This window comes from Agaribacter marinus (assembly GCF_030160655.1).
Lineage (GTDB): Bacteria > Pseudomonadota > Gammaproteobacteria > Enterobacterales > Alteromonadaceae > Glaciecola > Glaciecola marina.
This window is the reverse complement of record NZ_BSOT01000005.1, coordinates 1216109-1238213: the sequence shown is the minus strand read 5'-3', so window position 1 is coordinate 1238213 and position 22105 is coordinate 1216109. Positions and strand designations below refer to the sequence as shown.

The 22105-nt window shown below is 40.4% G+C and carries 26 protein-coding genes; 12 read left to right on the top strand and 14 right to left on the bottom strand.

Translation table 11 applies throughout. The annotated features are described in order from the left end of the window. Positions 1–11: 11 nt before the first annotated feature. On the top strand, positions 12–1559 hold the full coding sequence (gene zipA / locus QQK00_RS07000) for a cell division protein ZipA (RefSeq protein WP_284216763.1): 1548 nt from the start codon (positions 12–14) through the stop codon (positions 1557–1559). Between the two features lie 170 nt (positions 1560–1729). Further along, entirely contained in the window at positions 1730–3760 is a 2031-nt protein-coding gene (gene ligA / locus QQK00_RS06995) for an NAD-dependent DNA ligase LigA (protein ID WP_284216762.1), read from the top strand. Between the two features lie 39 nt (positions 3761–3799). Here ligA and QQK00_RS06990 read toward each other — a convergent pair whose 3' ends face one another. Beyond that, on the bottom strand, positions 3800–4321 hold the full coding sequence (locus QQK00_RS06990; protein ID WP_284216761.1) for a DUF2062 domain-containing protein: 522 nt from the start codon (positions 4319–4321) through the stop codon (positions 3800–3802). 49 nt (positions 4322–4370) lie between these two features. On the opposite strand from QQK00_RS06990, the gene QQK00_RS06985 reads away from it, so the two are divergent. The 5 genes from QQK00_RS06985 to kdsB all read left to right on the top strand — a co-directional run bounded on the left by QQK00_RS06985 (position 4371) and on the right by kdsB (position 10527). Further along, on the top strand, positions 4371–6725 hold the full coding sequence (locus QQK00_RS06985; protein WP_284216760.1) for a DNA internalization-related competence protein ComEC/Rec2: 2355 nt from the start codon (positions 4371–4373) through the stop codon (positions 6723–6725). 64 nt (positions 6726–6789) lie between these two features. Continuing rightward, positions 6790–8544, top strand: coding sequence for a lipid A export permease/ATP-binding protein MsbA (gene msbA, locus QQK00_RS06980; RefSeq protein WP_284216759.1), 1755 nt, complete (start codon positions 6790–6792; stop codon positions 8542–8544). Between the two features lie 12 nt (positions 8545–8556). Then, positions 8557–9585: a tetraacyldisaccharide 4'-kinase gene (gene lpxK / locus QQK00_RS06975; protein WP_284216758.1), complete on the top strand. Its 1029-nt coding sequence runs from the start codon at positions 8557–8559 to the stop codon at positions 9583–9585. Continuing rightward, positions 9575–9775 carry a Trm112 family protein gene (locus QQK00_RS06970; RefSeq protein WP_284216757.1) on the top strand — a complete coding sequence of 67 codons (201 nt, stop codon included), beginning with the start codon at positions 9575–9577 and terminating at the stop codon, positions 9773–9775. Before lpxK ends, QQK00_RS06970 begins: the two co-directional genes overlap by 11 nt. Continuing rightward, positions 9775–10527, top strand: coding sequence for a 3-deoxy-manno-octulosonate cytidylyltransferase (kdsB, locus tag QQK00_RS06965; RefSeq protein WP_284216756.1), 753 nt, complete (start codon positions 9775–9777; stop codon positions 10525–10527). The genes QQK00_RS06970 and kdsB overlap by 1 nt, the downstream gene beginning before the upstream one ends. Positions 10528–10543: 16 nt before the next feature. On the opposite strand, the gene QQK00_RS06960 is transcribed toward kdsB, so the two are convergent. Further along, on the bottom strand, positions 10544–11440 hold the full coding sequence (locus tag QQK00_RS06960) for a LysR family transcriptional regulator (RefSeq protein ID WP_284216755.1): 897 nt from the start codon (positions 11438–11440) through the stop codon (positions 10544–10546). A gap of 88 nt (positions 11441–11528) precedes the next feature. On the opposite strand from QQK00_RS06960, the gene QQK00_RS06955 reads away from it, so the two are divergent. Continuing rightward, entirely contained in the window at positions 11529–11897 is a 369-nt protein-coding gene (locus QQK00_RS06955; RefSeq protein WP_284216754.1) for a VOC family protein, read from the top strand. A 6-nt stretch (positions 11898–11903) separates the two neighbouring features. On the opposite strand, the gene rimO is transcribed toward QQK00_RS06955, so the two are convergent. Together rimO and QQK00_RS06945 are read right to left on the bottom strand one after the other, a co-directional pair. Beyond that, the gene (gene rimO / locus QQK00_RS06950) at positions 11904–13349 is read right to left on the bottom strand and encodes a 30S ribosomal protein S12 methylthiotransferase RimO (RefSeq protein WP_284216753.1); all 1446 of its coding nucleotides are present in this window, start codon (positions 13347–13349) and stop codon (positions 11904–11906) included. Between the two features lie 204 nt (positions 13350–13553). After that, positions 13554–14339: a helix-turn-helix domain-containing protein gene (locus QQK00_RS06945; protein ID WP_284216752.1), complete on the bottom strand. Its 786-nt coding sequence runs from the start codon at positions 14337–14339 to the stop codon at positions 13554–13556. A 136-nt stretch (positions 14340–14475) separates the two neighbouring features. On the opposite strand from QQK00_RS06945, the gene QQK00_RS06940 reads away from it, so the two are divergent. Continuing rightward, complete coding sequence (locus tag QQK00_RS06940; protein ID WP_284216751.1) at positions 14476–14937, top strand: SRPBCC family protein; 462 nt, start codon at positions 14476–14478, stop codon at positions 14935–14937. Positions 14938–15014: 77 nt separating this feature from the next. After that, complete coding sequence (locus tag QQK00_RS20500; RefSeq protein ID WP_431307724.1) at positions 15015–15419, top strand: MAPEG family protein; 405 nt, start codon at positions 15015–15017, stop codon at positions 15417–15419. Positions 15420–15531: 112 nt separating this feature from the next. Here the strand turns inward: QQK00_RS20500 and QQK00_RS06935 are convergent, their stop codons facing one another. The 3 genes from QQK00_RS06935 to QQK00_RS06930 all read right to left on the bottom strand — a co-directional run bounded on the left by QQK00_RS06935 (position 15532) and on the right by QQK00_RS06930 (position 16704). Then, positions 15532–15660 (bottom strand): hypothetical protein, encoded by a 129-nt coding sequence (locus tag QQK00_RS06935; protein ID WP_284216750.1) that lies wholly within the window; start codon positions 15658–15660, stop codon positions 15532–15534. 124 nt (positions 15661–15784) lie between these two features. Continuing rightward, positions 15785–15973 (bottom strand): YgaP family membrane protein, encoded by a 189-nt coding sequence (locus QQK00_RS20495; protein ID WP_431307723.1) that lies wholly within the window; start codon positions 15971–15973, stop codon positions 15785–15787. A 74-nt stretch (positions 15974–16047) separates the two neighbouring features. Beyond that, a complete protein-coding gene (locus QQK00_RS06930) occupies positions 16048–16704 on the bottom strand; it encodes a Crp/Fnr family transcriptional regulator (protein ID WP_284216749.1) in 657 nt (218 codons plus the stop codon). Positions 16705–16836: 132 nt separating this feature from the next. On the opposite strand from QQK00_RS06930, the gene QQK00_RS06925 reads away from it, so the two are divergent. Continuing rightward, positions 16837–17118, top strand: coding sequence for an ArsR/SmtB family transcription factor (locus QQK00_RS06925; protein WP_284216748.1), 282 nt, complete (start codon positions 16837–16839; stop codon positions 17116–17118). Between the two features lie 36 nt (positions 17119–17154). After that, on the top strand, positions 17155–17670 hold the full coding sequence (locus tag QQK00_RS06920; protein ID WP_284216747.1) for a rhodanese-like domain-containing protein: 516 nt from the start codon (positions 17155–17157) through the stop codon (positions 17668–17670). A gap of 85 nt (positions 17671–17755) precedes the next feature. Here the strand turns inward: QQK00_RS06920 and QQK00_RS06915 are convergent, their stop codons facing one another. From QQK00_RS06915 to QQK00_RS06890, 7 genes are all read right to left on the bottom strand, one after another. Next, positions 17756–18085: a hypothetical protein gene (locus QQK00_RS06915; protein ID WP_348521143.1), complete on the bottom strand. Its 330-nt coding sequence runs from the start codon at positions 18083–18085 to the stop codon at positions 17756–17758. A gap of 3 nt (positions 18086–18088) precedes the next feature. Continuing rightward, positions 18089–18214, bottom strand: coding sequence for a hypothetical protein (locus QQK00_RS20445; RefSeq protein ID WP_348521142.1), 126 nt, complete (start codon positions 18212–18214; stop codon positions 18089–18091). 501 nt (positions 18215–18715) lie between these two features. Then, entirely contained in the window at positions 18716–19342 is a 627-nt protein-coding gene (locus QQK00_RS06910) for a LysE family translocator (protein WP_284216746.1), read from the bottom strand. Between the two features lie 200 nt (positions 19343–19542). Further along, on the bottom strand, positions 19543–20292 hold the full coding sequence (locus QQK00_RS06905; RefSeq protein WP_284216745.1) for a GNAT family N-acetyltransferase: 750 nt from the start codon (positions 20290–20292) through the stop codon (positions 19543–19545). Then, a complete protein-coding gene (locus tag QQK00_RS06900) occupies positions 20282–20740 on the bottom strand; it encodes a DMT family transporter (RefSeq protein WP_284216744.1) in 459 nt (152 codons plus the stop codon). Before QQK00_RS06900 ends, QQK00_RS06905 begins: the two co-directional genes overlap by 11 nt. A 1-nt stretch (position 20741) precedes the next feature. Beyond that, positions 20742–21368 carry an NAD(P)H-dependent oxidoreductase gene (locus QQK00_RS06895; protein WP_284216743.1) on the bottom strand — a complete coding sequence of 209 codons (627 nt, stop codon included), beginning with the start codon at positions 21366–21368 and terminating at the stop codon, positions 20742–20744. Between the two features lie 94 nt (positions 21369–21462). Continuing rightward, the gene (locus QQK00_RS06890) at positions 21463–22056 is read right to left on the bottom strand and encodes a Crp/Fnr family transcriptional regulator (protein ID WP_284216742.1); all 594 of its coding nucleotides are present in this window, start codon (positions 22054–22056) and stop codon (positions 21463–21465) included. Positions 22057–22105: the final 49 nt, after the last annotated feature.

Below are 22105 nucleotides of genomic sequence, written 5' to 3'. Positions count from 1 at the left end.
AAAGGGTTGGCATGCAACAAGAGCTGCAAATTACACTACTTATCATTGGTGGATTATTCATTATAGGCGTGCTTGCTCACGGCTTTTGGTCTATTCGCAAGAATAATAAACGACTGCATCAGTCAAATTACGAGACGCGTAAAAACTGGGAGCCAACATTTAGTGAGGACGACGAAGAAATCGAATACGATGACGTAGTCATTAGTTCGGCACGTGTTATTGATGATCCAGTTAAAAAAAGTACGCCTAGCGCAGCGACAACGGGTACCGAAGAGACCTTGGTGAATATTGAACTACCGACATCAAAACCTTCTGAACCTGACAGTTTAGAGAGTGCTTCGGCAGACGATAGCGGGCCAAGCGCTTTATCTGCACACACTGATGATAAGGACTCCTTTGTCAGCGATGAGGTATTGTCGGAAGATTCGCTTACGTTGGATGAAGATCACCTTACTGAAAAGACAGGCAATACAGAAAATGCGGATGAAACGTTCTCTTCAGATTATTCAAATGCTGATGTTGGGGCATTAACGACCGAACTTGAGCAAGCGGATACACAACAAAATCAAGATGCGCCAATATATTCTGGTGTGGTTACACAGCCAAAACCAGAGTTTGTCAAAAACAAAGTTGAAGCAAACGTTCAAGACGAGAGCATACCTGAACCGCCTGGTTTTTTATTAAAAAAGGCCGGCGACGTGAAAATTGACGATACCTCAGACTCTGACTTAAGTGACAAGCGAATCGATGATGAGTTAGCCACTGACAAGCCAAAAAAACCAGAAGCACCTAGACCTGATTTTAGTTTAGATGCTGAGTCATTCGAACAACCTACCGTGCAGACTACAAAAACAGTTAAAATGACTGAAAATGATAAACCTAAGAAGGATCTTAGTTTAGCAGAACAGGCAAAACGGTTTGTGCGTCGCAACAAAAAAACAGTCGCGGACAAGATACGTAAGGATCCGGTGATTGATACGAAGAAGAGCACTGACGATCAGATGAGAATAGACTTTGATGAAAGCCCATCCGCCAATCGAGGTTTTTCTACTGAACGTTCAAGGTCTGCAGAAGAAAAGCCCGTGGAAAATGAACGTGCTACAACAAATGGAGCATCTGAAAAAACTGCGCCAGCGTCTGATGTGCTCATTTTAAATGTGCAAACGCCTAGCGACAATCCTATTGCTGGAGCTGCGTTGTTACCGATGTTACTAACGTTAGGGTTTAAGTTTGGCGAGCATGATATTTTCCACCGTCATGTCAATACAAATGGTAAAGGGCCCATTTTGTTTAGCCTGACAAACATGTTTAAACCCGGTGTGTTTGATATCGATAATATGGAGAATTTCTCAACGCAAGGCGTCGCATTGTTTATGATGTTGCCTATTGATGGCGACGCGCAGCAAGTGTTTAATATGATGCACAACGCTGCACGTAAGATATCTGAAGAGTTTGGCGGTAAAATTTTGGATGGTAATAAAGTCCCTATTAGCAAACAAAGTTTACAACAGTATGCTGAGCGTATCCGCGAATTTGAACGACGAAAGTTGTCGCAATAAGTCGCTAAATCATCTAAGAACGTTGCATGTTTGCAAGGTTGCCTCGGTGTATGGCGTTATTATCGCGTTACGGTATGACCACATGAATAGCGCTCATAGGCGACGCAAAAATATTATTAAATCCCATCACAAATTTATATAAATGATCACAGGCTTAAGTTAATAAAATAATGACACTTGAACAAAAGCGAACTGAATACACTAGCATTAAACACCAGTTAGAAGAATTTGCACATCAGTATTATGTGTTAGATAACCCGAGTGTACCCGACGCTGAGTATGACAGGTTAATGCTTGCCTTAATTGCAATTGAGAAAGAATTTCCAGCATTAAAAACACCTGATTCGCCCTCGCAAAAAGTCGGTGGCCGAGCACTCACTAAGTTTGAGCAAGTCACCCACGAAATACCTATGTTGTCTCTTGACAACGGTTTTGACGACGCCGATCTATTTTCGTTTGAACAACGTGTTAAGGACCGCTTAAACGCCGTTGGCGATATTGAATTTGCATGTGAACCCAAATTAGATGGTTTAGCGGTCTCCATTCTTTATGAAAATGGTCTGCTAGTCCAAGCAGCCACTCGCGGAGATGGTCAAACGGGAGAAAATATTACTGAAAACGTAAAGACAATCGCGAATGTGCCATTGCGCCTAAGAGGGGATAATTTGCCCCAGCGCCTTGAAGTTCGTGGTGAAGTCTTTATGCCAAAAGCCGGATTTGAGGCCTTAAATGAGCAACAGCGTGCATCCGGTGGAAAACTATTTGTTAATCCAAGAAACGCGGCAGCTGGCGCACTGCGGCAGTTGGACTCTAAAATAACAGCAAAACGACCTTTACGTTTGTATGCCTATTCTGTTGGCGTGTTGGAAGGTGGCGATATTGCTAATGAAACCACACATAGCGCTCGCCTTTCCGCGTTAGCTGACCTAGGGTTACCCATTTGCGCAGAGAGCGGAAAAGTTATTGGCGCAGAGCAAACGGTAGAATACTTCAATAAAATTGGAAGTATGCGTGCCAAGCTAAGTTATGACATAGATGGTGTTGTATTTAAAGTAAATGACCTTGTTTTGCAGCAACGCTTAGGGTTTGTATCTAAAGCTCCTCGTTGGGCTATGGCGCAGAAGTTTCCAGCACAAGAGGAACTCACCGTATTAAATGACGTGGAGTTTCAAGTTGGGCGTACTGGCGCAATTACGCCAGTAGCAAGGCTTGAGCCCGTTTTTGTTGGCGGCGTGACTGTCTCGAATGCAACCTTGCACAATCAAGATGAGATTGAGCGTCTCAATGTTAAGGTCGGCGATACTGTAATTATTCGTCGAGCGGGCGACGTGATCCCGCAAATTGTATCGGTAGTCGAAGAACGCCGACCTGAAACTGCCTCCGATATTGTATTTCCGGTCAACTGCCCGATATGCGAATCTCATATCGAAAAGCTCGAAGGCGAGGCTGTTGCTCGTTGTACTGGTGGTTTAGTGTGTCAAGCACAGCGTAAAGAGGCGATAAAACACTTTGCGTCTCGTAAAGCCTTTGATATCGAAGGGCTAGGTGACAAGGTCGTTGAGCAACTCGTTGACAATAATCTTATTAATACACCAGCCGACATTTTCCAATTGACCTTACCTCCGCTAGTTGCATTAGAGCGAATGGGGGATAAATCCGCGGTGAATCTGTTGCGCGCTATTGATACATCAAAAACAACGACCTTGCCTAAGTTTATATACGCATTAGGTATTCGTGAGGTGGGTGAGGCAACTGCACGGAATTTGGCTTTACACTTTACAACCCTTGATGCTGTAATTTCGGCAAACCTAGAAGCGCTGATTGAAGTTAGCGATGTAGGCAATGTGGTTGCTAAGCACATCGTGAATTTCATGCGTGAAGAGGCTAATGTCAATATTATTCAAAAACTCATTGAGTTTGGTGTGAACTGGCCTGATATTGAAACGCCAAACGAAGACGAACAGCCGTTTAACGGCAAAGCAATCGTCCTTACAGGAACGCTTACACAAATGGGCCGCAGTGAGGCAAAAGCAAAGTTACAATCACTCGGCGCAAAAGTCACAGGGAGTGTCTCAGCGAAAACTGACTTGCTGATTGCCGGGGATAAAGCTGGCTCTAAGCTTAATAAAGCTGAACAGTTAGGGATAGAAACATGGGATGAACAACAGTTTGTAGATTTTTTACGACGTCTTGATACTTAAAAGCAAAACATCAATGTATGCCCAAGCAATATTTTGGGCCTATTTTACGTCTTCCATATTTTTACGATTTTTCCACGCATTTCTAACTGACCAACACCATACCCAATCTAATCCGAAGTAGCCAATTAATCCCGCGACGACCGAGCAAATAAAACAGCCAAGCAAAAATGCAGGCCCAATCGTATTGAGTGATTCAATTACCCAAGACCAACTTAATTCAAACTGGAAGGCTGTCATTTCGGTCCCAAGTACAGTACTCCCTACTAAATAAGCAGAATAGAATATAGGTGGCATTGTTAAGGGGTTTGTTATCCATACTGTGGCGATAGAAAGCGGCAAATTAACTCGAAGCGGAATAGCCAGACCTGCGGATAAAAACATTTGAAATGGGACTGGCCAAAATGCGAAAAACAAGCCGATACCAAATGCGCCTTTTGCGGAGCGACGATTTAGGTGCCATAAATTGGGATCATGTAACAGTGCACCAAACATTTTTAGTGCTTTTTGAGACTTCACCTGCTCATGACTGGGTAAAAATCGGTTTATAAATTTTTTAGGCATAAAACGGACTACTCACTTAACGCTCATGCTAACAAGACTAGATACATTCATGATTGCATTTATCGCAATTTTCCTGACCGGGACATTATGGCCTAGTATACCGCATATTTCACTTTCATTTATTGCCATATTCATCGCTTTTCCATGCATGTTGGCTCGTACTTTTAGACCGTATATTACTTTATCGACGCCGATCGCTGGCGCTTTACTCGGTTTTTCTTGGGTGTGTATCAGCGCCAATTGGTATTTATACGGACAATTGGATAGAAGCAAAATTCACCAGCAAGTGCTGATAGAAGCGAGCGTTGGCAGCATAATAATAGAAGAGGCTCCTTTTACGCAAATTAAGTTTTTATTAAAAGTAAATCGTTATGGTGTCATAAAAAGCTTCATCAACCCACCAGAAATATTGGTTTCTTGGCGCAAGCCCAGCTTTCAAATAAAACAAGGCGATGTCGTCAAGCTTTATGTGTCTGTTAAAGACACTGCTGGTAACGCTAATCCCTATACGTTCAACTACCAAGAGTGGCTAGTTAGCCGGAATATTGTTGCAACCGGCAGTGTTATCGACAGCCCCTCAAACACTATTGTTCGTCATTCAGCCAGTCAACGGCAAGTTTTATTGGATAAGTTATTAGGTAAAAACACAGTAGAGGGTTCACTTTTTTACATGCCTTGGATAGCCGCTTTGTCTTTAGGATATCGTGACAAATTAAGTAAGCAAGATTGGGCATTGTTACAATCGACGGGTACTGCACATTTGTTTTCCATCTCAGGTATGCATTTAGCCTTAGTTGCTGCATATTGCGCCGTTTTGGGTAAATACGTCTTCGGTCTTATATTCTCTTTATTTCGGTTACATAATACTAGCATGACGTCTGCTAATCTGTGTTTCGTCGTTATATCGAGTGCTACATATGCATGGTTATCGGGTATGGAAGTGCCTGTTATAAGGGCATTGATCGCGGTATTGGTATTGTCGTTCCTTGCAATATTTCAACGAAACTGGGCAATAAGAACAAAATTTATCTGCTTATTATTTATGTTTTGCTTGTTGTTTCCATACAGTGTTTTAGGGATTAGTTTTTGGCTCAGTTTTACTGCTGTATTGCTAATTCTTTTTTATATGTGGCGCTTTCCAGTGGGGGAGTTAAGCGCATTTAAAGATAAGTGCCTTGCATTTGTTAAACTACAGAGTTTTTTGAGTCTGTCTACGATTCCAATTACGTTTTCAGTATTTGGTACTATTTCCGTAAGTGCAATATTGGCAAATTTGCTATTGGTGCCCTTTGTTAGCTTTATTGTATTGCCCCTATGCGTCATCTTACTGGTTGGGTTAATGTTAGACGTAAATATGCCAAGTTTATTCTACCTTGTTGATTTTTTAATGCAGATGGTCGTTACATCTTTAGGCTTTTTTGATTTGTGCCTACCTGCCATTAAATATTCTGGGGATGTCAGCGTAGTATCGACGTTACTCACTTTTAGCCTCGGTCTTTTAATACTACTACCAATTTGGTCGCCTAAAACACTTAGCTTACTTGGTGGTGTTAGTGTATGGCTAGTTTATTTGTATATTTTTGCCGACAATGAATTTGATATTGGTAAAGGTGCAAAAAACGTTACTTTTAACGTGTTTGATGTTGGGCATGGTAACGCATCATTACTGCGTGTTGGACAGAGTGCCTTACTATTCGACACGGGAGCAGGCAAAGCACATGAATATAGTCATGTAGAACAAGTATTACAGCCTTTTCTACGAGCAAAGCGTGTTAAAAAACTTAAACATGTATTCATTAGCCATTTTGATCAAGACCATGCAGGTGGCTTGTTTGCATTGCATCAGAAAATAGACTTTGAACAACTTCATACACCTCAACAGACCTGTGTCAAAGGTAATCACTGGGAAATAAGCGAAGATAATAATACCAGCACTGAGCAAATCTTCATTAAGGCGCTCTGGCCGTTAAGGCCCAGTTCAGGTAATCATAACAATGAAAGTTGTGTATTAATGATAGAGACAAAAAATGCAAATATCTTACTCGCAGGTGACATTGAAAAAAGCGCGGAAGAGCACTTACTTGCGTCAGGTGCCTTAGACAAACTGGATATTAATATTCTGATTGCACCACACCATGGAAGTCGAAGTTCGTCTTCTCTAGCATTCGTACAAAAAATTAGGCCCGACTTTGTTATTTTTGCGACTTCGAATCCAAGTAGGTGGGGGCACCCACATAGTGAGGTCGTCTCACGTTATTTGAGAGTGGAAAGTAAAATACTGCATGTTGGACAGCTAGGTGCTATTGAATTTGACCTGAGTGAACCTCAAATTAAGCTAAGCACTTATCGTGAACACCTGTATAATCGATGGTACTTCAAGTCTTGGGCTGCATTAGAACAATAATATCCCGTGCTTTGAAAATCTAGACGACAAAAATAAAAGACAATAAAAGGAAAATGTTGCATATATGGCGACATCAGACGACAAAATAGAAAAAAGTAAATCACCTAATTTTACGCGTTTTTTGACTTACGTAGCACCGCATAAATTACTACTATTCGTTGCGATATTGGGCATGATTGGTTATGCGTCGATAGATGTGTTTTTCTTTTCACAGTTAAAACCAATTATTGATGAAAGTTTGCACAATGGAAATTACTACTACCTACAGATAGCAGCATATGTTGTCGTTCCTTTATTTATTTTACGTGGTATTAGTAATTTTGTCGGCACCTACACACTGGAATATGTTGCGACCAAAGTCGTGATGAAAATACGTCAGGAACTTTTCGAGAAATACATTCATTTGCCAGTCGAATTTCATGACCATAATTCCACTGGTAGCCTCATGTCTAAAATATTATATGACACTGAACAAGTCAGATATGCCGCCGGTAAAGCGATGTTGACCATTGTTAGAGAAGGTATGTTCGTCGTTGGTTTGTTGGGTCTGATGTTTTATTACTCGTGGCAGTTGTCATTGATTTTTTTACTTATTGGCCCTGCGGTTGCGGTTGTTGTGTCAGTAGTAAGTAAGCGTTTTAGAAAAGTCAGCAAAGCTATTCAGAACGCAATGGGCTCACTTACATCTAATATTGAGCAGGCAGTAAAAGGCCATAAAGTGGTATTGATGTTTGACGGACAAACGCTTGAAAGTGAACGTTTTTCTGAAAAGAATAACTACAATCGTCAACAGTCAATGAAACTCGTGTCGTCACAATTGTTGAGCGTTTCCACTATTCAAGTTATTGCTTCAGTCGCGTTAGCGGTGGTCCTTTTTATCAGCAGCGTGCCGGGCATGATTGATAATTTAACGGCGGGTGTATTTGTATCTGTGGTGGTTTATATGGTCATGTTGCTTAAACCCTTAAAACAGCTCACCACAGTGAATACCGAGTTTCAAAAAGGTATGACGGCATGTGCCAGTATATTCAGCATTCTTGATGAAGAAAATGAAGAAGATACGGGGACAAAAGTAGTTGAGCGGGCAAAAGGGCATATTGAGTTTAAAGACGTAACATTTACTTATCCCACAAAAGACCAACCGGCACTAAAAAACATTAGTTTTGAAGCAAAACCGGGGCAAACCATCGCGTTGGTCGGTCGCTCGGGTAGTGGGAAATCTACGATTTCAAGTTTGCTTACGCGTTTCTATCAAGCTGATAACGGGCGTATTTGTATCGACGGTTTTGATATATCGTCGCTTAAACTAAGAAGCCTTCGGAGGCAATTTGCTTTAGTTTCGCAACAGGTTACCTTGTTCAACGACACTATTGCTAACAATATTGCCTATGGTCGACAATCGCTTGTTACTCGTGAGGATATTGTTGATGCCGCTAACATTGCGCATGTTTCTGAATTTGTGGCAGAGCAATCTGACGGCTTCGACACCGTTATTGGTGAGAACGGCTTGATGTTGTCTGGTGGTCAACGTCAACGTATAGCGATTGCAAGAGCTATCCTTGCGGATGCGCCGATTCTCATACTCGATGAAGCAACGTCAGCACTTGATACAGAATCTGAAAAATTCATTCAACAAGCCTTAGAAGAATTACAAAAAACGCGCACTAGCATCGTGGTTGCTCATCGCTTATCAACCATCGAAGCAGCTGATTTAATACTGGTAGTAGAACAAGGTGAAATAGTTGAATTGGGCAGTCACGCCAATTTGTTGGAAAAGCAGGGAATGTATGCGCAGTTGCATGCAATGCAATTTTCTTAATTTGGTCTGGTAATGTCAATTAGTCAATCACTATATAAAAAGCCAACCTGGTTATGGTTGTTAGCGCCATTTTCTGCGTTATTTTGGGCGGTGCAATTATTTCGAAGAACAGCGTTTACGTTGAATATATTTGCTCGCTATCGTAGTAAATTACCTGTTGTGATTGTGGGTAACATTACCGCGGGTGGCAATGGCAAAACACCCGTCGTATTGGCCTTAGTCGAGTACTATATTGCGCAGGGGGTGACACCTGCCGTGTTATCTAGAGGATATGGCGGTAATCAAACGAGTTTCCCTCATTTGGTGTCAAAAGAATGCATTGCGTCATTGGTTGGTGACGAGCCGTGTTTAATTCGCCAGCGTTACGACATTCCAGTGGTCATAGACCCGGATCGTGCGCGTGGCGCTAAATTTATATCGTCCTTAACTAATGCAGAAGTCATTATTTGTGATGATGGTCTGCAACACTATCCCTTAGAACGGGATATGGAAATTTGTGTGATGGATGAACGAGGCATTGGAAACGGGTATTTGCTGCCAATGGGGCCGATGCGTGAAACCTCAGACCGAATAGACCTAGTTGACTACGTATTGTTTAACGGTAAAGACTATTCAACCTTGTCTTGCTTGAATAATATAGATACTGATATTGCTAGCTTTTCTTTAGCACCAAATGCGTGGGTTAACGTGAGTAACGAAAAAGAATTATCGATACAGGAAGGTATAGACTATTTTGCTGGAAAATCGCTGCTAGCGATGGCGGGTATTGGCGATCCGCAGCGTTACTTTACTGCGCTAACGAATATGGGTCTAGCAATAAATGATACAAAAGCATTCGCCGATCATAAGCACTTTTCCAAAAATGACATTCCTCAAAATACGCTAGTGTTAATGACTGAAAAAGACGCGGTAAAGTGCAAAATATTTGCGCATTCTGACTGCTGGTATTTGCGCGTAAATGCTGACATTCCAGCAGCATTTTACAATGCCCTAGATGAAAAAATGATAAACCTCATTGGAGAAAAACAACATGGCGTTTAATAAGCAACTTTTAGATATCGTGGCTTGTCCAGTTTGTAAAGGAAAACTAGTACTGGCGACAATAGAAGAAAAAGAAGTATTAGTATGTAAATTTGATAGATTGGCCTATCCCATAAAAGACAATATTCCGGTCTTGCTTGAAACAGAAAGTTCTGAGCTCTCTTTAGATGTTATGGAGACGTTAAAATAATGCAGTTTACTGTGGTTATTCCTGCGCGTTACGCTAGTACTCGTTTTCCGGGCAAGCCGTTAGCTCAAATTCGTGGTAAGGCAATGTTGGCACATGTACATGATCGTGCTATTGAGTCCGGGGCTAGTCGAATTATTGTTGCGACTGATGATGACAGGATTGCGAGCTTAGTTCAACAATTCGGCGGCGAACTATGTATGACGGGGGCGCATCACGTCAGCGGCACAACACGCATTAGTGAAGTTATTCAAAACTGCAACATTAGTGAAAATGAAATAGTTGTGAATGTGCAGGGTGATGAACCTTTTATACCGGCTGAAAACATAAGGCAAGTCGCGTCAAACCTATCTAAGTTCGATGATTATCCTATGGCGACACTTTGTTACCCTATTGCTGAAACCGACGATTTATTAAATCCAAATGTGGTCAAAGTGGTTCAGAGTGAAGCAGGGAGTGCCTTATACTTTTCACGCTCTCCCATTCCATTCCCTGCTAAATATATGAGCGATGGAAAGTTGACGGTTGCTCTCTCACAGATCCCGATGACATTCTATCGTCATATTGGCATTTATGCATACAGGGCTGGCTTTGTTAAAAAGTACGCAAGCATGTCTGCGGCACCACTTGAAACAACTGAATCTTTAGAACAACTGCGCGTATTGGCAAATGGCTTTCCCATTCATATTGAAGCCAGTAAAGCTGCACCACCACATGGCGTTGATACACCTGAAGATTTGGCCCGTTTAAGTTAATGCTAAACAGGCAGCACTAGTCGGTACTAAAAGCATCAGTCAAAAATTTCATCACTAATTTTATTCGTTCAACTTTTCTTAGGTCAGGGTGGGTTAAAATCCATAATTGATTTTCTTTTGCTGGTGTGAAAGTGAACAAGCGCACTAACTCCGGCTGTCTTAGATCATCAGGCAGAACTGCTACACCATGTGATTTAGCGGCTAAACAGGCCATTGCAATAAAGTCGTCGGTTCGCGTACTAACATTGGATGCAAAGTTGTTGTCCTGCCAAATGAAAACAGGATGATTACGCAATGTGCCTGCAGCGCCTATTAAGCTGTGATTAGCCAATTCGCTTAGATTTTTAGGTTTGCCACGTTTTTTAATATAATCTGAGTGAGCATAAACTCCCCACTTAATTCGACGAACCTCTCGACCTATCAGGTATTCGGGAGGTGTGGATGTTACCCTTAACGCAATATCTGCCTGGCGACTATTCATATTCAGCTCTAGCGGAGTGACCAATAGTTCTAGTTGTATTTCAGGATAGAGTACCTTGCATTCTGATAGATACTGCGGCAAGTTACTATATGAAAAGCTGGTCGGGGCAGTAATTCTTACAAGGCCCTTTGGTTGAGTATCTTGACCTGCAACTTGGCGTTCAATGTTATCAAAAGAGTCACGTATACTGCGGCCTTGCGTTAATACTTTTTCCCCTAATTCCGTTAATTCATAACGACCATTTAAGCGTTCGAATAGTCGACCGAGTTGTTCTTCAAAGCTATTGATTCGGCGATATACTGTTGAATGACTCATATTAAGTGTTTTAGCCGCGTCAATCAGATTTCGTTTTTCAGCAATGGTTAAAAAAATTTTTAGTGCATTCCAATCCATAATATTCAACGTTTGCAAATATGATAATTCGATTTTCATATTTTCACATTGAATTCATATTTGCAAACATCTACTATAATTGTGTATAAAAACTCACCGCTGAATTTAATAAATAGGAATATAAGTAATGATTGGATACACCACTGTTGGAACTGACAACTTAGCTCGCGCAGGTAAATTTTATGACGCATTGTTTGCGAACCTTGGTGCGAAAAGAGCAATGCAAGATGACAAATTTATAGCGTGGGTCAAAGCTGAAGATTCGCCAATGTTTTCTGTTCATATTCCAGCCAACGGCCAAACGGCGACTACAGGTAATGGAGTGATGATTGCACTTGTTGCCAAAAACAGGGCACAAGTTGATGAAATTTATAATCAAGCAATGACGCTAGGAGCGACAGATGAAGGGAAGCCTGGACCAAGAGGTGATTCAGGTTTTTATGCGGCCTATTTTCGCGATTTAGATGGCAATAAACTCAATATTTATTGCATGTAAAAAAAGCTAATCGTCTACTCTTACGCCCCAAACATCATGTTCGTCAGCATGAATGATCTGTGCCCAAATAAGGTCGCCAGGTTCGGCATCAAAATCATCAGACAGGTAAACATTCCCGTCTATTTCTGGTGCGTCCATGTACGACCGGCCTACAATGCCAAGATCATTCACTTCGTCAACCAAAACAAGATACTCTTGACCAATACGGGCCTGTAACTTAGCGGCGCTTATTTTAGCTTGCACAGCCATAAAGCGCTGCAATCGTTCTTCTTTAATTTCTTCATTCACATGGTCGGGTAAGTCATTCGCTGTGGCACCCTCTACGTCAGAGTATTTAAAACAGCCAACTCTATCGAGCTGCGCTTCTTCTAAAAAGTTGAGTAGCTCTTGAAACTCGTCTTCTGTTTCTCCCGGAAAGCCAACAATAAACGTGGAACGGATAACAAGTTCTGGACATATTTCACGCCAGTGTTTAATACGTTCTAATACGCGGTCTGAACTGCCTGGGCGTTTCATCAGTTTAAGAATACGCTTATTAGCATGCTGAAATGGAATATCTAAATAGGGCAGTATTTTACCTTCTGCCATTAATGGAATGAGTTTATCGACATGTGGGTAGGGGTAAACGTAATGCAACCTCACCCAAACACCTTCCTTCGCCAGTGCTTCGCATAGTTGTTGCATATGCGTTTTAACCGGCATACCTTCATAAAAGTCCAATTTATGCTTTACATCAACGCCATAAGCAGACGTGTCTTGTGAAATCACTAAAAGCTCTTTCACTCCCGCATTAACTAAGCGTTTTGCTTCACCCAACACGTCACCAACGGGGCGAGAATCTAAATCACCACGCATTGAAGGAATAATGCAAAACGTACATCGATGATTACACCCTTCAGATATTTTTAAATAAGCATAATGTTTAGGGGTAAGTTTAACCCCATGGTCAGGCACTAAATCGATGTGAGGATTGTATTTTGGCTTGGCGACATGTTCATGCACTTGCTTAATGACTTCATCATAGGCATGGGGGCCAGTAACACCTAGTACATTCGGGTGTAATTCAATTATTTCGTCTTTCTTTGCACCTAAGCAGCCAGTGACTAATACTTTGCCATTTTCGTCTAAGGCTTCGCCGATGGTATCTAATGATTCTTGCACCGCGGAATCAATAAAACCACAGGTATTTACAATGACCATTTCTGCATCATCGTATGAATTTACGACGTCGTACCCTTCAGTGCGCAACTGAGTAAGAATACGTTCGCTATCAACCAAGTTTTTAGGGCAACCAAGACTCACAAAACCCACCTTTGCAGCGCGTTCATTGCTATTTTGAGCGGTATTTGACGCTGATTTAGCCTGTTGAACTTCTGCAGCTTGTTCCTCTAACACCTTTTTAGGAGTATCAAGCGTAGTTGTTTGCTTTGGGTCGAATTGTTCAACTGTCATAGTGCGCCTTTACAAATCAATAAAAATCACAGGTGATTTTGAGTGCGCGGATTATACAAGAAAATTAGTCTATTGTCTTCGTCAGCTCGTCTTCCTTAAGCTAATTATACAGGCAGTTGTGTATATTCAGTAGGTTGGACGTTTCAAGTGAGTCTCAGATTACAAAACAAATCAAGAAACCGTTTAGATTTAGGCATTGTCGATTTAACAATTTAAGCCCTCTATAATTTTTTTTGATTTTTCGTCTACTGGGTAATACAGCTCTATTGTTAACTCTTGCGCATATGCATCAATAGCGGTTCCTATAGTACTAACTATTGAAAATAGATTAATTTCTGAATCAGCTATTTTTAGTTTAACTGGTATGACGGGTAAAGGAGAAGATAAGTTGTCTTTCATTTGCCAATCTTCTGGAAATGAATACTTTTGAGACAAACTATCTATTAGTGATTCTCCTAAGGTGGGGTTGATTAATTCCTCTCTATTAAGCCTTTTTAAAATTAATGAACTAACTTCTTCCCAATTTACGATGTTGGGTTTAAGACTTTCTGGATCGAAAATCAGATCTAGTATATTTGAAGATAGTTTAAAGCTTGGGTTCGCTACATTTAATGTATATAGAAGGTTGTTAAAACCTTTATTCGCAAGGAGTACATTCCATTTCTTATCAAAAACGACCCCTGGAAATGGAGAATGTTTTTCAAGCATTAGAATAACTGCATTTTGGATTGGTCCATTCGTTGAAAAGTTAATTGCTTGGGTACTGTATGCCTCAGCAAAGCCTGCTAACTTGAGTAAGTAGTTTCTTTCTGTTGTTGGGATGTTTAAGAAATTTGATAACTTAATCACTATGTCTTTGCTAGGGTTTGAGCGGCCATTTTCCAAAAAGCTAATATGCTTGCTCGAGACATTGGCCATCATACTTAATTCAAGTTGACTCATTTTCCTAATATTTCGCCATTCTCTTATAGCGGCACCAAAATTATTCATATCTGAAGCTCCTTTCCGCGAACCTTATCACATGCCGTTCCCCCAAAACATTACCTGATAGGTAATTGTTTACCCGACATAAGAATCAATAAGATGGACATTGAAGATACTTAACTTACGACGACGGAAAACAGGTATGAAAACACTGAGTGTAACTGCAGAAGTAAATGCTCCACTATCAATAGTATGGCAAGTTGTGGCGGATGTTTATAATTATCATTTATACGCACCAAATATAACAGAATCAGTATATGTAAGGGGGGACGGCGTCAACTCAGTTAGAAAGTGCTCATCTAAAGAGGGGAGTTGGTTAGAGGTTTGCACAAATTGGTCAAATCTAGATTCATATTCATACAAGGTATTAACTGAAGGAGATAACTATCCATATCCATTTAAGGCGCTAGATGCTACATGGAAGACTGTTGAGATATCTTCTGGAAAAGTTGAGATAAATTTAACTATTAATATCTCTTTTAAATATAAATTGATGGAGTTTTTTGTTTATCCCCTAATGAAAAGAAAATACCAGTCTATATGCGATCAGCTAATGGTCAATTGGCAGAGAGAATGTCATAAAAAACTCACTGAAGCAGCGTAGACGTTTTAATTAGTTTTCGCTGGAAGCAGCTTTGTTTAAAGATATGCAACTAACCTTACCACTTTTGGATAAATGTAATGACAAATTCATTGATAATATATTGTAGTGCTTTTCTTCTGGTATTAACCTTGATTTTAGGAGCCATGGTTTCGATTGTAAGAACCAAATTAAACGTTTTATATGCCTATCCTAACGAGCCCGATCAGATATTATATAAATTGGTCCGGGCACATGCCAACTCCACAGAATATGTCCCAGTAGTTTGCGTAATTTTCTATTTAGTGAATCTTGTGGGTATAACATCTGTAGATGAGTTCATGATTTTAATATTAACGGCATCGAGGTTGTTGATTATTATGGGGATATGCATCCCTAAAACGATGGCAAGGCCAAATTGGGCTAGAACATTAGGCTCATTTGGTACAAACTTTTGTGCACTCTACCTCATCGGCAAGGTAGTAGTGGAGTTGTTCAATATGTAAATTACTAAAAGGAGATTATCTATGTCCTTGACAAAAACGCCTTAGACATTAACGCGTTTGATGACCCCAATATATCGTTAAATCTATCTGTATGGGGGTGATCCAAAGTCTCTTAAGAACTTTGTTTTTGGAAATGAATTTCATCGAAATATTCTGAAACAGAAACAGAAACAGAAACAGAAACAGAAACAGAAGTGGTTTTCATCGTCGTTTGTTTAGGGGCAAACTGTTTTACTATCATGCTGCGCCTTAGTAAATCGAGGTGAATTTTAAGGCGCATATTATAACGTGTTACCTGTTAAAAGTCTTTATAACAGTAAGCTGTCGCAGTGAACTTTGTGTCTGGTTAGCGTTTATTTCATTGGTTATTTAGCCCGAGTGCTAAGTCCAAAGATCCTATATAGCGGACAAAAGTTAATGAATGCCGTCAAAATCAAGATGATACCAATATAGGCCCAAGGCGATTGAGGTCCAAAAAACGCTAAGCTCAAAATGGCGATACCAATGATTAGCCTAAGTATACGATCTATCGAATTGAGGTTGGGAGTGAACATGAAAGAATATCCTGTGATTAGTTAATTCATGGTTAGCGTCTCAAATCACATGATTGAAGTCGTGAGACTTAGTCTCATTCGTTTATAAACGCATTTAATTTTTCAGGTTTTTCAATGAAAATTTTACCTCTTTTTACGCTGATCACATCTTCATTTACTAAGTGTCTTAACTTACGTCCGACAACTTCCCGTGCGGTGCCAATTTCGCTAGCAATATGATTTTGAGTTGTCATAACCATGTTATTGCGATCGGCATGTATCGTGAGGTATTCACAGACATCTTGCATCGCGTTTCTAGTGGCCATTCTATCTACCAAGCGAACGATCGATGAAACTCTTTTGGCGTAATCAACGAGTACGAAGTTAGCAAATTTTTGAGAATATTGAATAGCTTTATAAAAACCCTCGGTACTTACGGCAATTGCAGAAATATCAGACTCAGTTACGCCTTGTGCGTAATAAAGCTCGTTATTCAAAAGTGCTGATGTGGTTAATATGCACCCTTCTGTTGGCTGTATGCGATACAGCATTACCTCTCTGCCAGACTTTGCCGTCAATTCAACCCGTACCGAGCCGCTACATAATATTAGAAATGCTTTGCAACTATCTCCAGGTGTAAATATGACCGAACTTTGTCTCATATTAATAGTAGAAACATCAATATTTAATGTATCGATTAGTGACGGTGTTAGCCCGACGGCTTCGCATATTTTGCGTTCTGATGTATTCATAGTGCTAGGCATTGTAGATTCAATTCTTTCCTATAGGGTCATTAATCATTGACGGATAAAAAATATCATATATATTAGTAAAATCTAATATTTTTTTAAAAGTAAATGCTTAGTAAAATACAAAAATCCAACATGGCTAGAAGTTCTGAGAAGGCTGAACGCTTGCTGAAATTGTTAGCGAATAAGCATCGACTCAGCATTCTATGTTCGCTTACTGAAGGTGAGAGAAGTGTTGGTGAATTGGAGGAGTTTTCCGGTTTATCTCAGTCTGCTATGTCTCAACATTTAGCAAAGTTACGAGATGCAAAGATTGTGATGGCCGATAAAAGAGGGCAAATGGTTTTTTATAAACTAGCAAGCGTAGAAGTCAATGCGATTCTTTCTACTTTGTATCTGATTTATTGTAAGGATTAGATTTTACTAATGTATTTCGTGTTTTAAGGTGACGTTTTGGGTTATCAAAATATTTCGGCAAGAGATGCTCAACAGTGGTTGAGTAACGGCGAGGCAGTATTCATCGATGTACGTGAACCCGCTGAGTTTGCGAATAAGCATATTGAAGGGGCTAAGTTGATTCCTCTAGGGAAAATCAGTGCAAAAGACCTGCCTAGTACAAATAAAAAGATAATCATCTATTGTCAAAAAGGGTTGAGGGGCAACTCTGCATGTGCCAAGGTCACCAAGCAAAGTAACGAGGCGACAGTTTACAATTTGGAAGGCGGCATACAATCTTGGGTAGATGCAGGCTTTCATACAATAAAAGGAGAGTCGAAAGTGCTACCAATCGACCGACAAGTTCAACTGACGATTGGTCTACTAGCACTTACAGGAAGCATTGCCGGGCACTTTATTTCGCCAGCGTTTTTGCTGATTCCCGCCTTTTTAGGCGCTGGACTAATATTTGCAGGACTATCCGGTACATGCGGTCTGGCGGTGTTACTAGCAAAGCTGCCCTGGAATCAGTAGAGATACTCTGAAGAGCGTTTAATCAACTTTTGTTATGTTGATACTAGCGTTAATGTCGACATGTAAAAGCAGATGGTTATTTACTTCATTTCAGTGTATTACCATTCCAGAGTTTTATCGTACCGATTAAGTGCAGCATTCCAATAAATAAGCATATACTAGAACTCACTAGCCAGAATGTTGTTGAGTTTTGCTGAATCAGTGGATGCTGTGAAATAATAGGTAAAACCAAACCGGCGATTCCACGACTTAAATACACGAATGTAATTAAGCACAATGCCGTTTTTAATAAGGGCAAGCGAGGCAGTTTATCTGCGCCAGACATGGCGATGACACCTAAAAAGGTGAGAAGCATTGCGATGATCCCTGTGGTTATATCTGGTCTTATACTTCCTTGTTCAGCCGCTTGCGCCATTGCTTAGCCTGCACCAAAAAATCGATACCAATCGGGTCCGCCGACAATGATAAAAACATGCGTTAGCGCTGCTAACCAATTGTAATATCCAGCAACGACTAAATATTTATTTTCGTACGTATTAAACATGTTTATTGTCTCTAATTAGATGTCGACGCTTAAGATACCTGTAGATTATGCAAAGGCAACACTATTTTAGAGTTACTTTTTATAATGTAGGAGCGGCGCCAGTGTGAGTGCGCAGAATACTTGAACTGGCATTGCCGAATAATTTGTATAAGGCCAATCGGATATAACGTATTTTTAAACGCATTTATGCGTCGAACAAGTTCGCTTAAACGAATTGCTCGCAGAAGAACCTTTGTTTAGTGGCATCTGTTGTTTATTTATGAAAACATTTACTTACCCGTTCATTTAAGCCGGTATTTGTTTTCTCTGTATGTTTTGGTTTTCCGACGTATTAAATTTGTATGACTTGGTGCTACAAAGCCTAAGTTCGTGCCTATTGTTGAGCAACTCGCTAGAATCGAAAATTTAATGTTGAATGTGAAAATTTATCAAGACCCAGAGTTAAGGCTTGACGTTTAGTTATTTAGCCTAGTCGTAAAAAAACGAAATCATGCTCTTGCTTTATGGTGATTGCTTCGCTGATAAGGTCCAAATTCCAGCCATTGAAAGTAGGGAGCCACCTAAAGCATTAAATATACGCTGAGCTTTTAATGACGATAAAACCAGTTGAGCTTTACTTGCAAATGTTGCATATATTGTTGCATTTAATGTCGCTAGTGCCACAAACGTAATTGCGAGAATTACTAATTGAGTCGCTACTGTGGCTTCGGTGTTTATGAATTGAGGTAAAAATGCAACAAAGAAAATAATACCTTTAGGGTTCAATGCTGTCACCAAATAGGTGTTCACAAATAACGTCCAACTAGGTGTCTTAATCTCATTTGAAATTGTGGTCGTCGGTTTGATTCCGGCAACGAATAATTTTATGCCAAGGAAAACTAAGTATAGGCCTCCAATCCATTTCACCATTTGGAACCAAAAGGCAGACTCTGCTAATAATACTCCTAAACCAAATAACGATAGAGCTAGCGCTGTTGAGTCGCCAAGCGCAACAGCTGCAATAAGCGGCATCTTAGCTTTATATCCATGAGACATTGAATAGCTAATTACTGTCAAAGTGGTTGGTCCTGGAATGAGTAGCAAAACGATTGATGCTACGACAAATGTAATCCATAGTTCGATACTCATATGTACTCCGGTGTATAACTAGCTTTTTCATGAACGATACAAACATAGCAAGTTTTAAAGGTGTTGTTAATATTTGTATTTTACATAAGAATACTAGCGACGAAACCACGTTCATCGTCGAATACATAACTTATTCATTGCATAATTGAGTTACTTTGTTGATTAATTATCAACGATAAACTTCAAACTAGCTGCGAGTACTAAATACGTTTGAAATGTTTGATTTTAAACTGCGCAGAGAAACCAAGTTTTTCGTAAAGAGGATAGCCGGCCTCAGATGCCTGCAACACCATAGTTGAGGCGTGTTTTTGTTTACATCTATATATGATTTCTCGCATAGCAGGGATAGATAGCCCTTGTCCCTGAAAAGCTGGTAAAACGCCGAACTGATGCAATCCGCTGATACCGTTGTGAGTAAAAACAAGCGCGCTCACTACAGGTTGATCGGCAACTTGCCCCAGAAACAAAGAAATTTGACTATCCTCGATTAGCGTGTTGAACACGGATTCACTGATTTGGTATCCAAATGCTTCACTACCTATGCGCAACCAATCTTGTAGCTGTTGCTGCGATGAAACAGTTAGTAGTTTAAGAGACGTTTGAGGAGGCGCTACGTTTGGCGCGACTGTATCAAAATTCATGTACATAGCGGTTTGTTCAACGTCCACACGCCACCCTTTGTCTAGTAACGTTTCGGTTGTTTGGTAATCATCGCAGCGCCCGTTTGCTTTGTATTGATGTTTACACGTAAATGGCCAAAGTGAAAGCACATGATTGCTGGGTATTGCACTCAAAAGATGTTTAATATCTTTGCCATCTTCTAACCAACTTCGGTAAGGCCAATTTTCATTTGCGTAGCCAATAGTGCGTTCATCAACTGTCAGTGGCAGTGCACCGTATTTTTTCCATAGATTGGTCAAGTTATCGATATTGGCTTGATTAATATCCATTTTCATTACTCCAGTTAATTAAGATGATACCGAATATCATCAAGATTATCCCTATAAGAGTTTTTATGTTCATAGGTTTTACAGGTTGATCAAACCAGCCAAAATGGCTGGCAATAACCGCTAATATTAACTGCCCAGTTAACGCAAAGGACATCATTATGCCAACGCCCATCTTTGGGATCAAAAAGTAGAAACTGCCGACACCAAATGCGCTCAGTACACCGCCAAACCACAAATATGTTGGGATGGAGCTAATATCCTCATATTTGGGAAATTCCTTTGCAGTAATAAACAGACATAGCAGAGTAACTAAGCACGCCAGTAAAAAGGCAATACTAGTTGCTAATATTGAGTTTTTGAGTAGTTCACCTAATTTAGCGTTCATAGCAGCCTGAACAGCGATGATAGCGCCTGCCATAATTGCAAGTGCTGGAAAAAGTACCCACATGCTAAAGTTCCGTTACTAAATCTTGCAGATTCATCCGTACTTTCGGTCGTTGGCTGTTTTTGTCCTCAGGGTGCCTAACCCCGATGGAGCATATAACAGTTGTAGTCAACCCCATAGACGTTAATTGCAAAACGTCATCAAAGCCACGTTGGTCAAATCCTCCTATTGGGCACGTATCAATATTTAGAATAGCAGCACTGGTTAGCATGTTTCCTAGCGCTATATACGCCTGCTGATGTGCCCATTGTTGCTTTTGTTGCCTGCTCATAGTGTTTATTGCTTGCTTAATTTTGTCAGCATAGTCGTTCAATGATGTAGGTGTAACATTCTGCGCTGACGCTACTTGTTGAATGTAGTTGTCTACCGTGTTTTCACTTACATCAGTTTGTGCTGCAAATATAACTAAATGGGAACAATGTAGTACTTTTTCCTGGCCATATGAGTAAGGGGTGAGTTTACGGCGAAGTTGCTCGGAACGTGTGACAAGAATTCTGTATGGTTGCAAGCCAAAAGAAGAGGGCGAGAGTCGTGTTGCTTCAAGTAACTCATCTAATAGAGGTTGTTCGATAGTTTGCTGAGTAAAAGTGTTTACGGCATATCGCCAATTTAAGGCTTTGAGTAAATTCATTTGGGACCTCGATATTAACAGTTGATTAAGTCGAGGTAAGTTTAAGTGACGCGGTAATCCAATTCCTTTACATAGGTTGAGAAAGGTCAAAAATTTACTTTGCTAGGGATTTTCTAATTCTGCTTAGTTGGGTGGGGGTAATCCCCAGATGAGACGCTACATGATACAGCGGTATACGTTCAAGTAATTCCGGGTGCTCAACTTTAAACTGCATGTAACGCGCGGTCGCTTCGTCTTGAACTAGCTTTATTTCACGAGCATCTTTGTGTAACAACCAGTTTTTTTCTAGGTATTGGATTTGGAATGCCATTAGATCTGATTTTTGGAAAAGTAAGTGCCTAAATCGACGAAAGTCGATTTCAATGAGGACCGTTTGTTCTAAGCTTTCAAATCCAAGAAGAGATGGGGAAGAGGTAAGCAACGCTGTCATTGAGCCTGGAAACGTGTTTTCAGCGAAAAAATTTTTATTGTACTCTTGCCCGTTTATACCCACCGCAAACGCCCTAACTAGGCCTTTAACTACAAAAGAGAATGAATCTGGAATCAAGCCAGGCTGATATATTAAGCTATGCTTTTTAACGTAGCGAAATTTACTAAATGATTGAAATGTCTGCCACGTTTCGTCACTTAAATGAGAATAACTATCCATCGTTTTTTTTAGTTGCTTAAATGCTATTGCTTGTGTCAACTGGCTCGGCCTGTGTAGCTAATTAAATCTGTCTTCAAGTCTAAAGTAC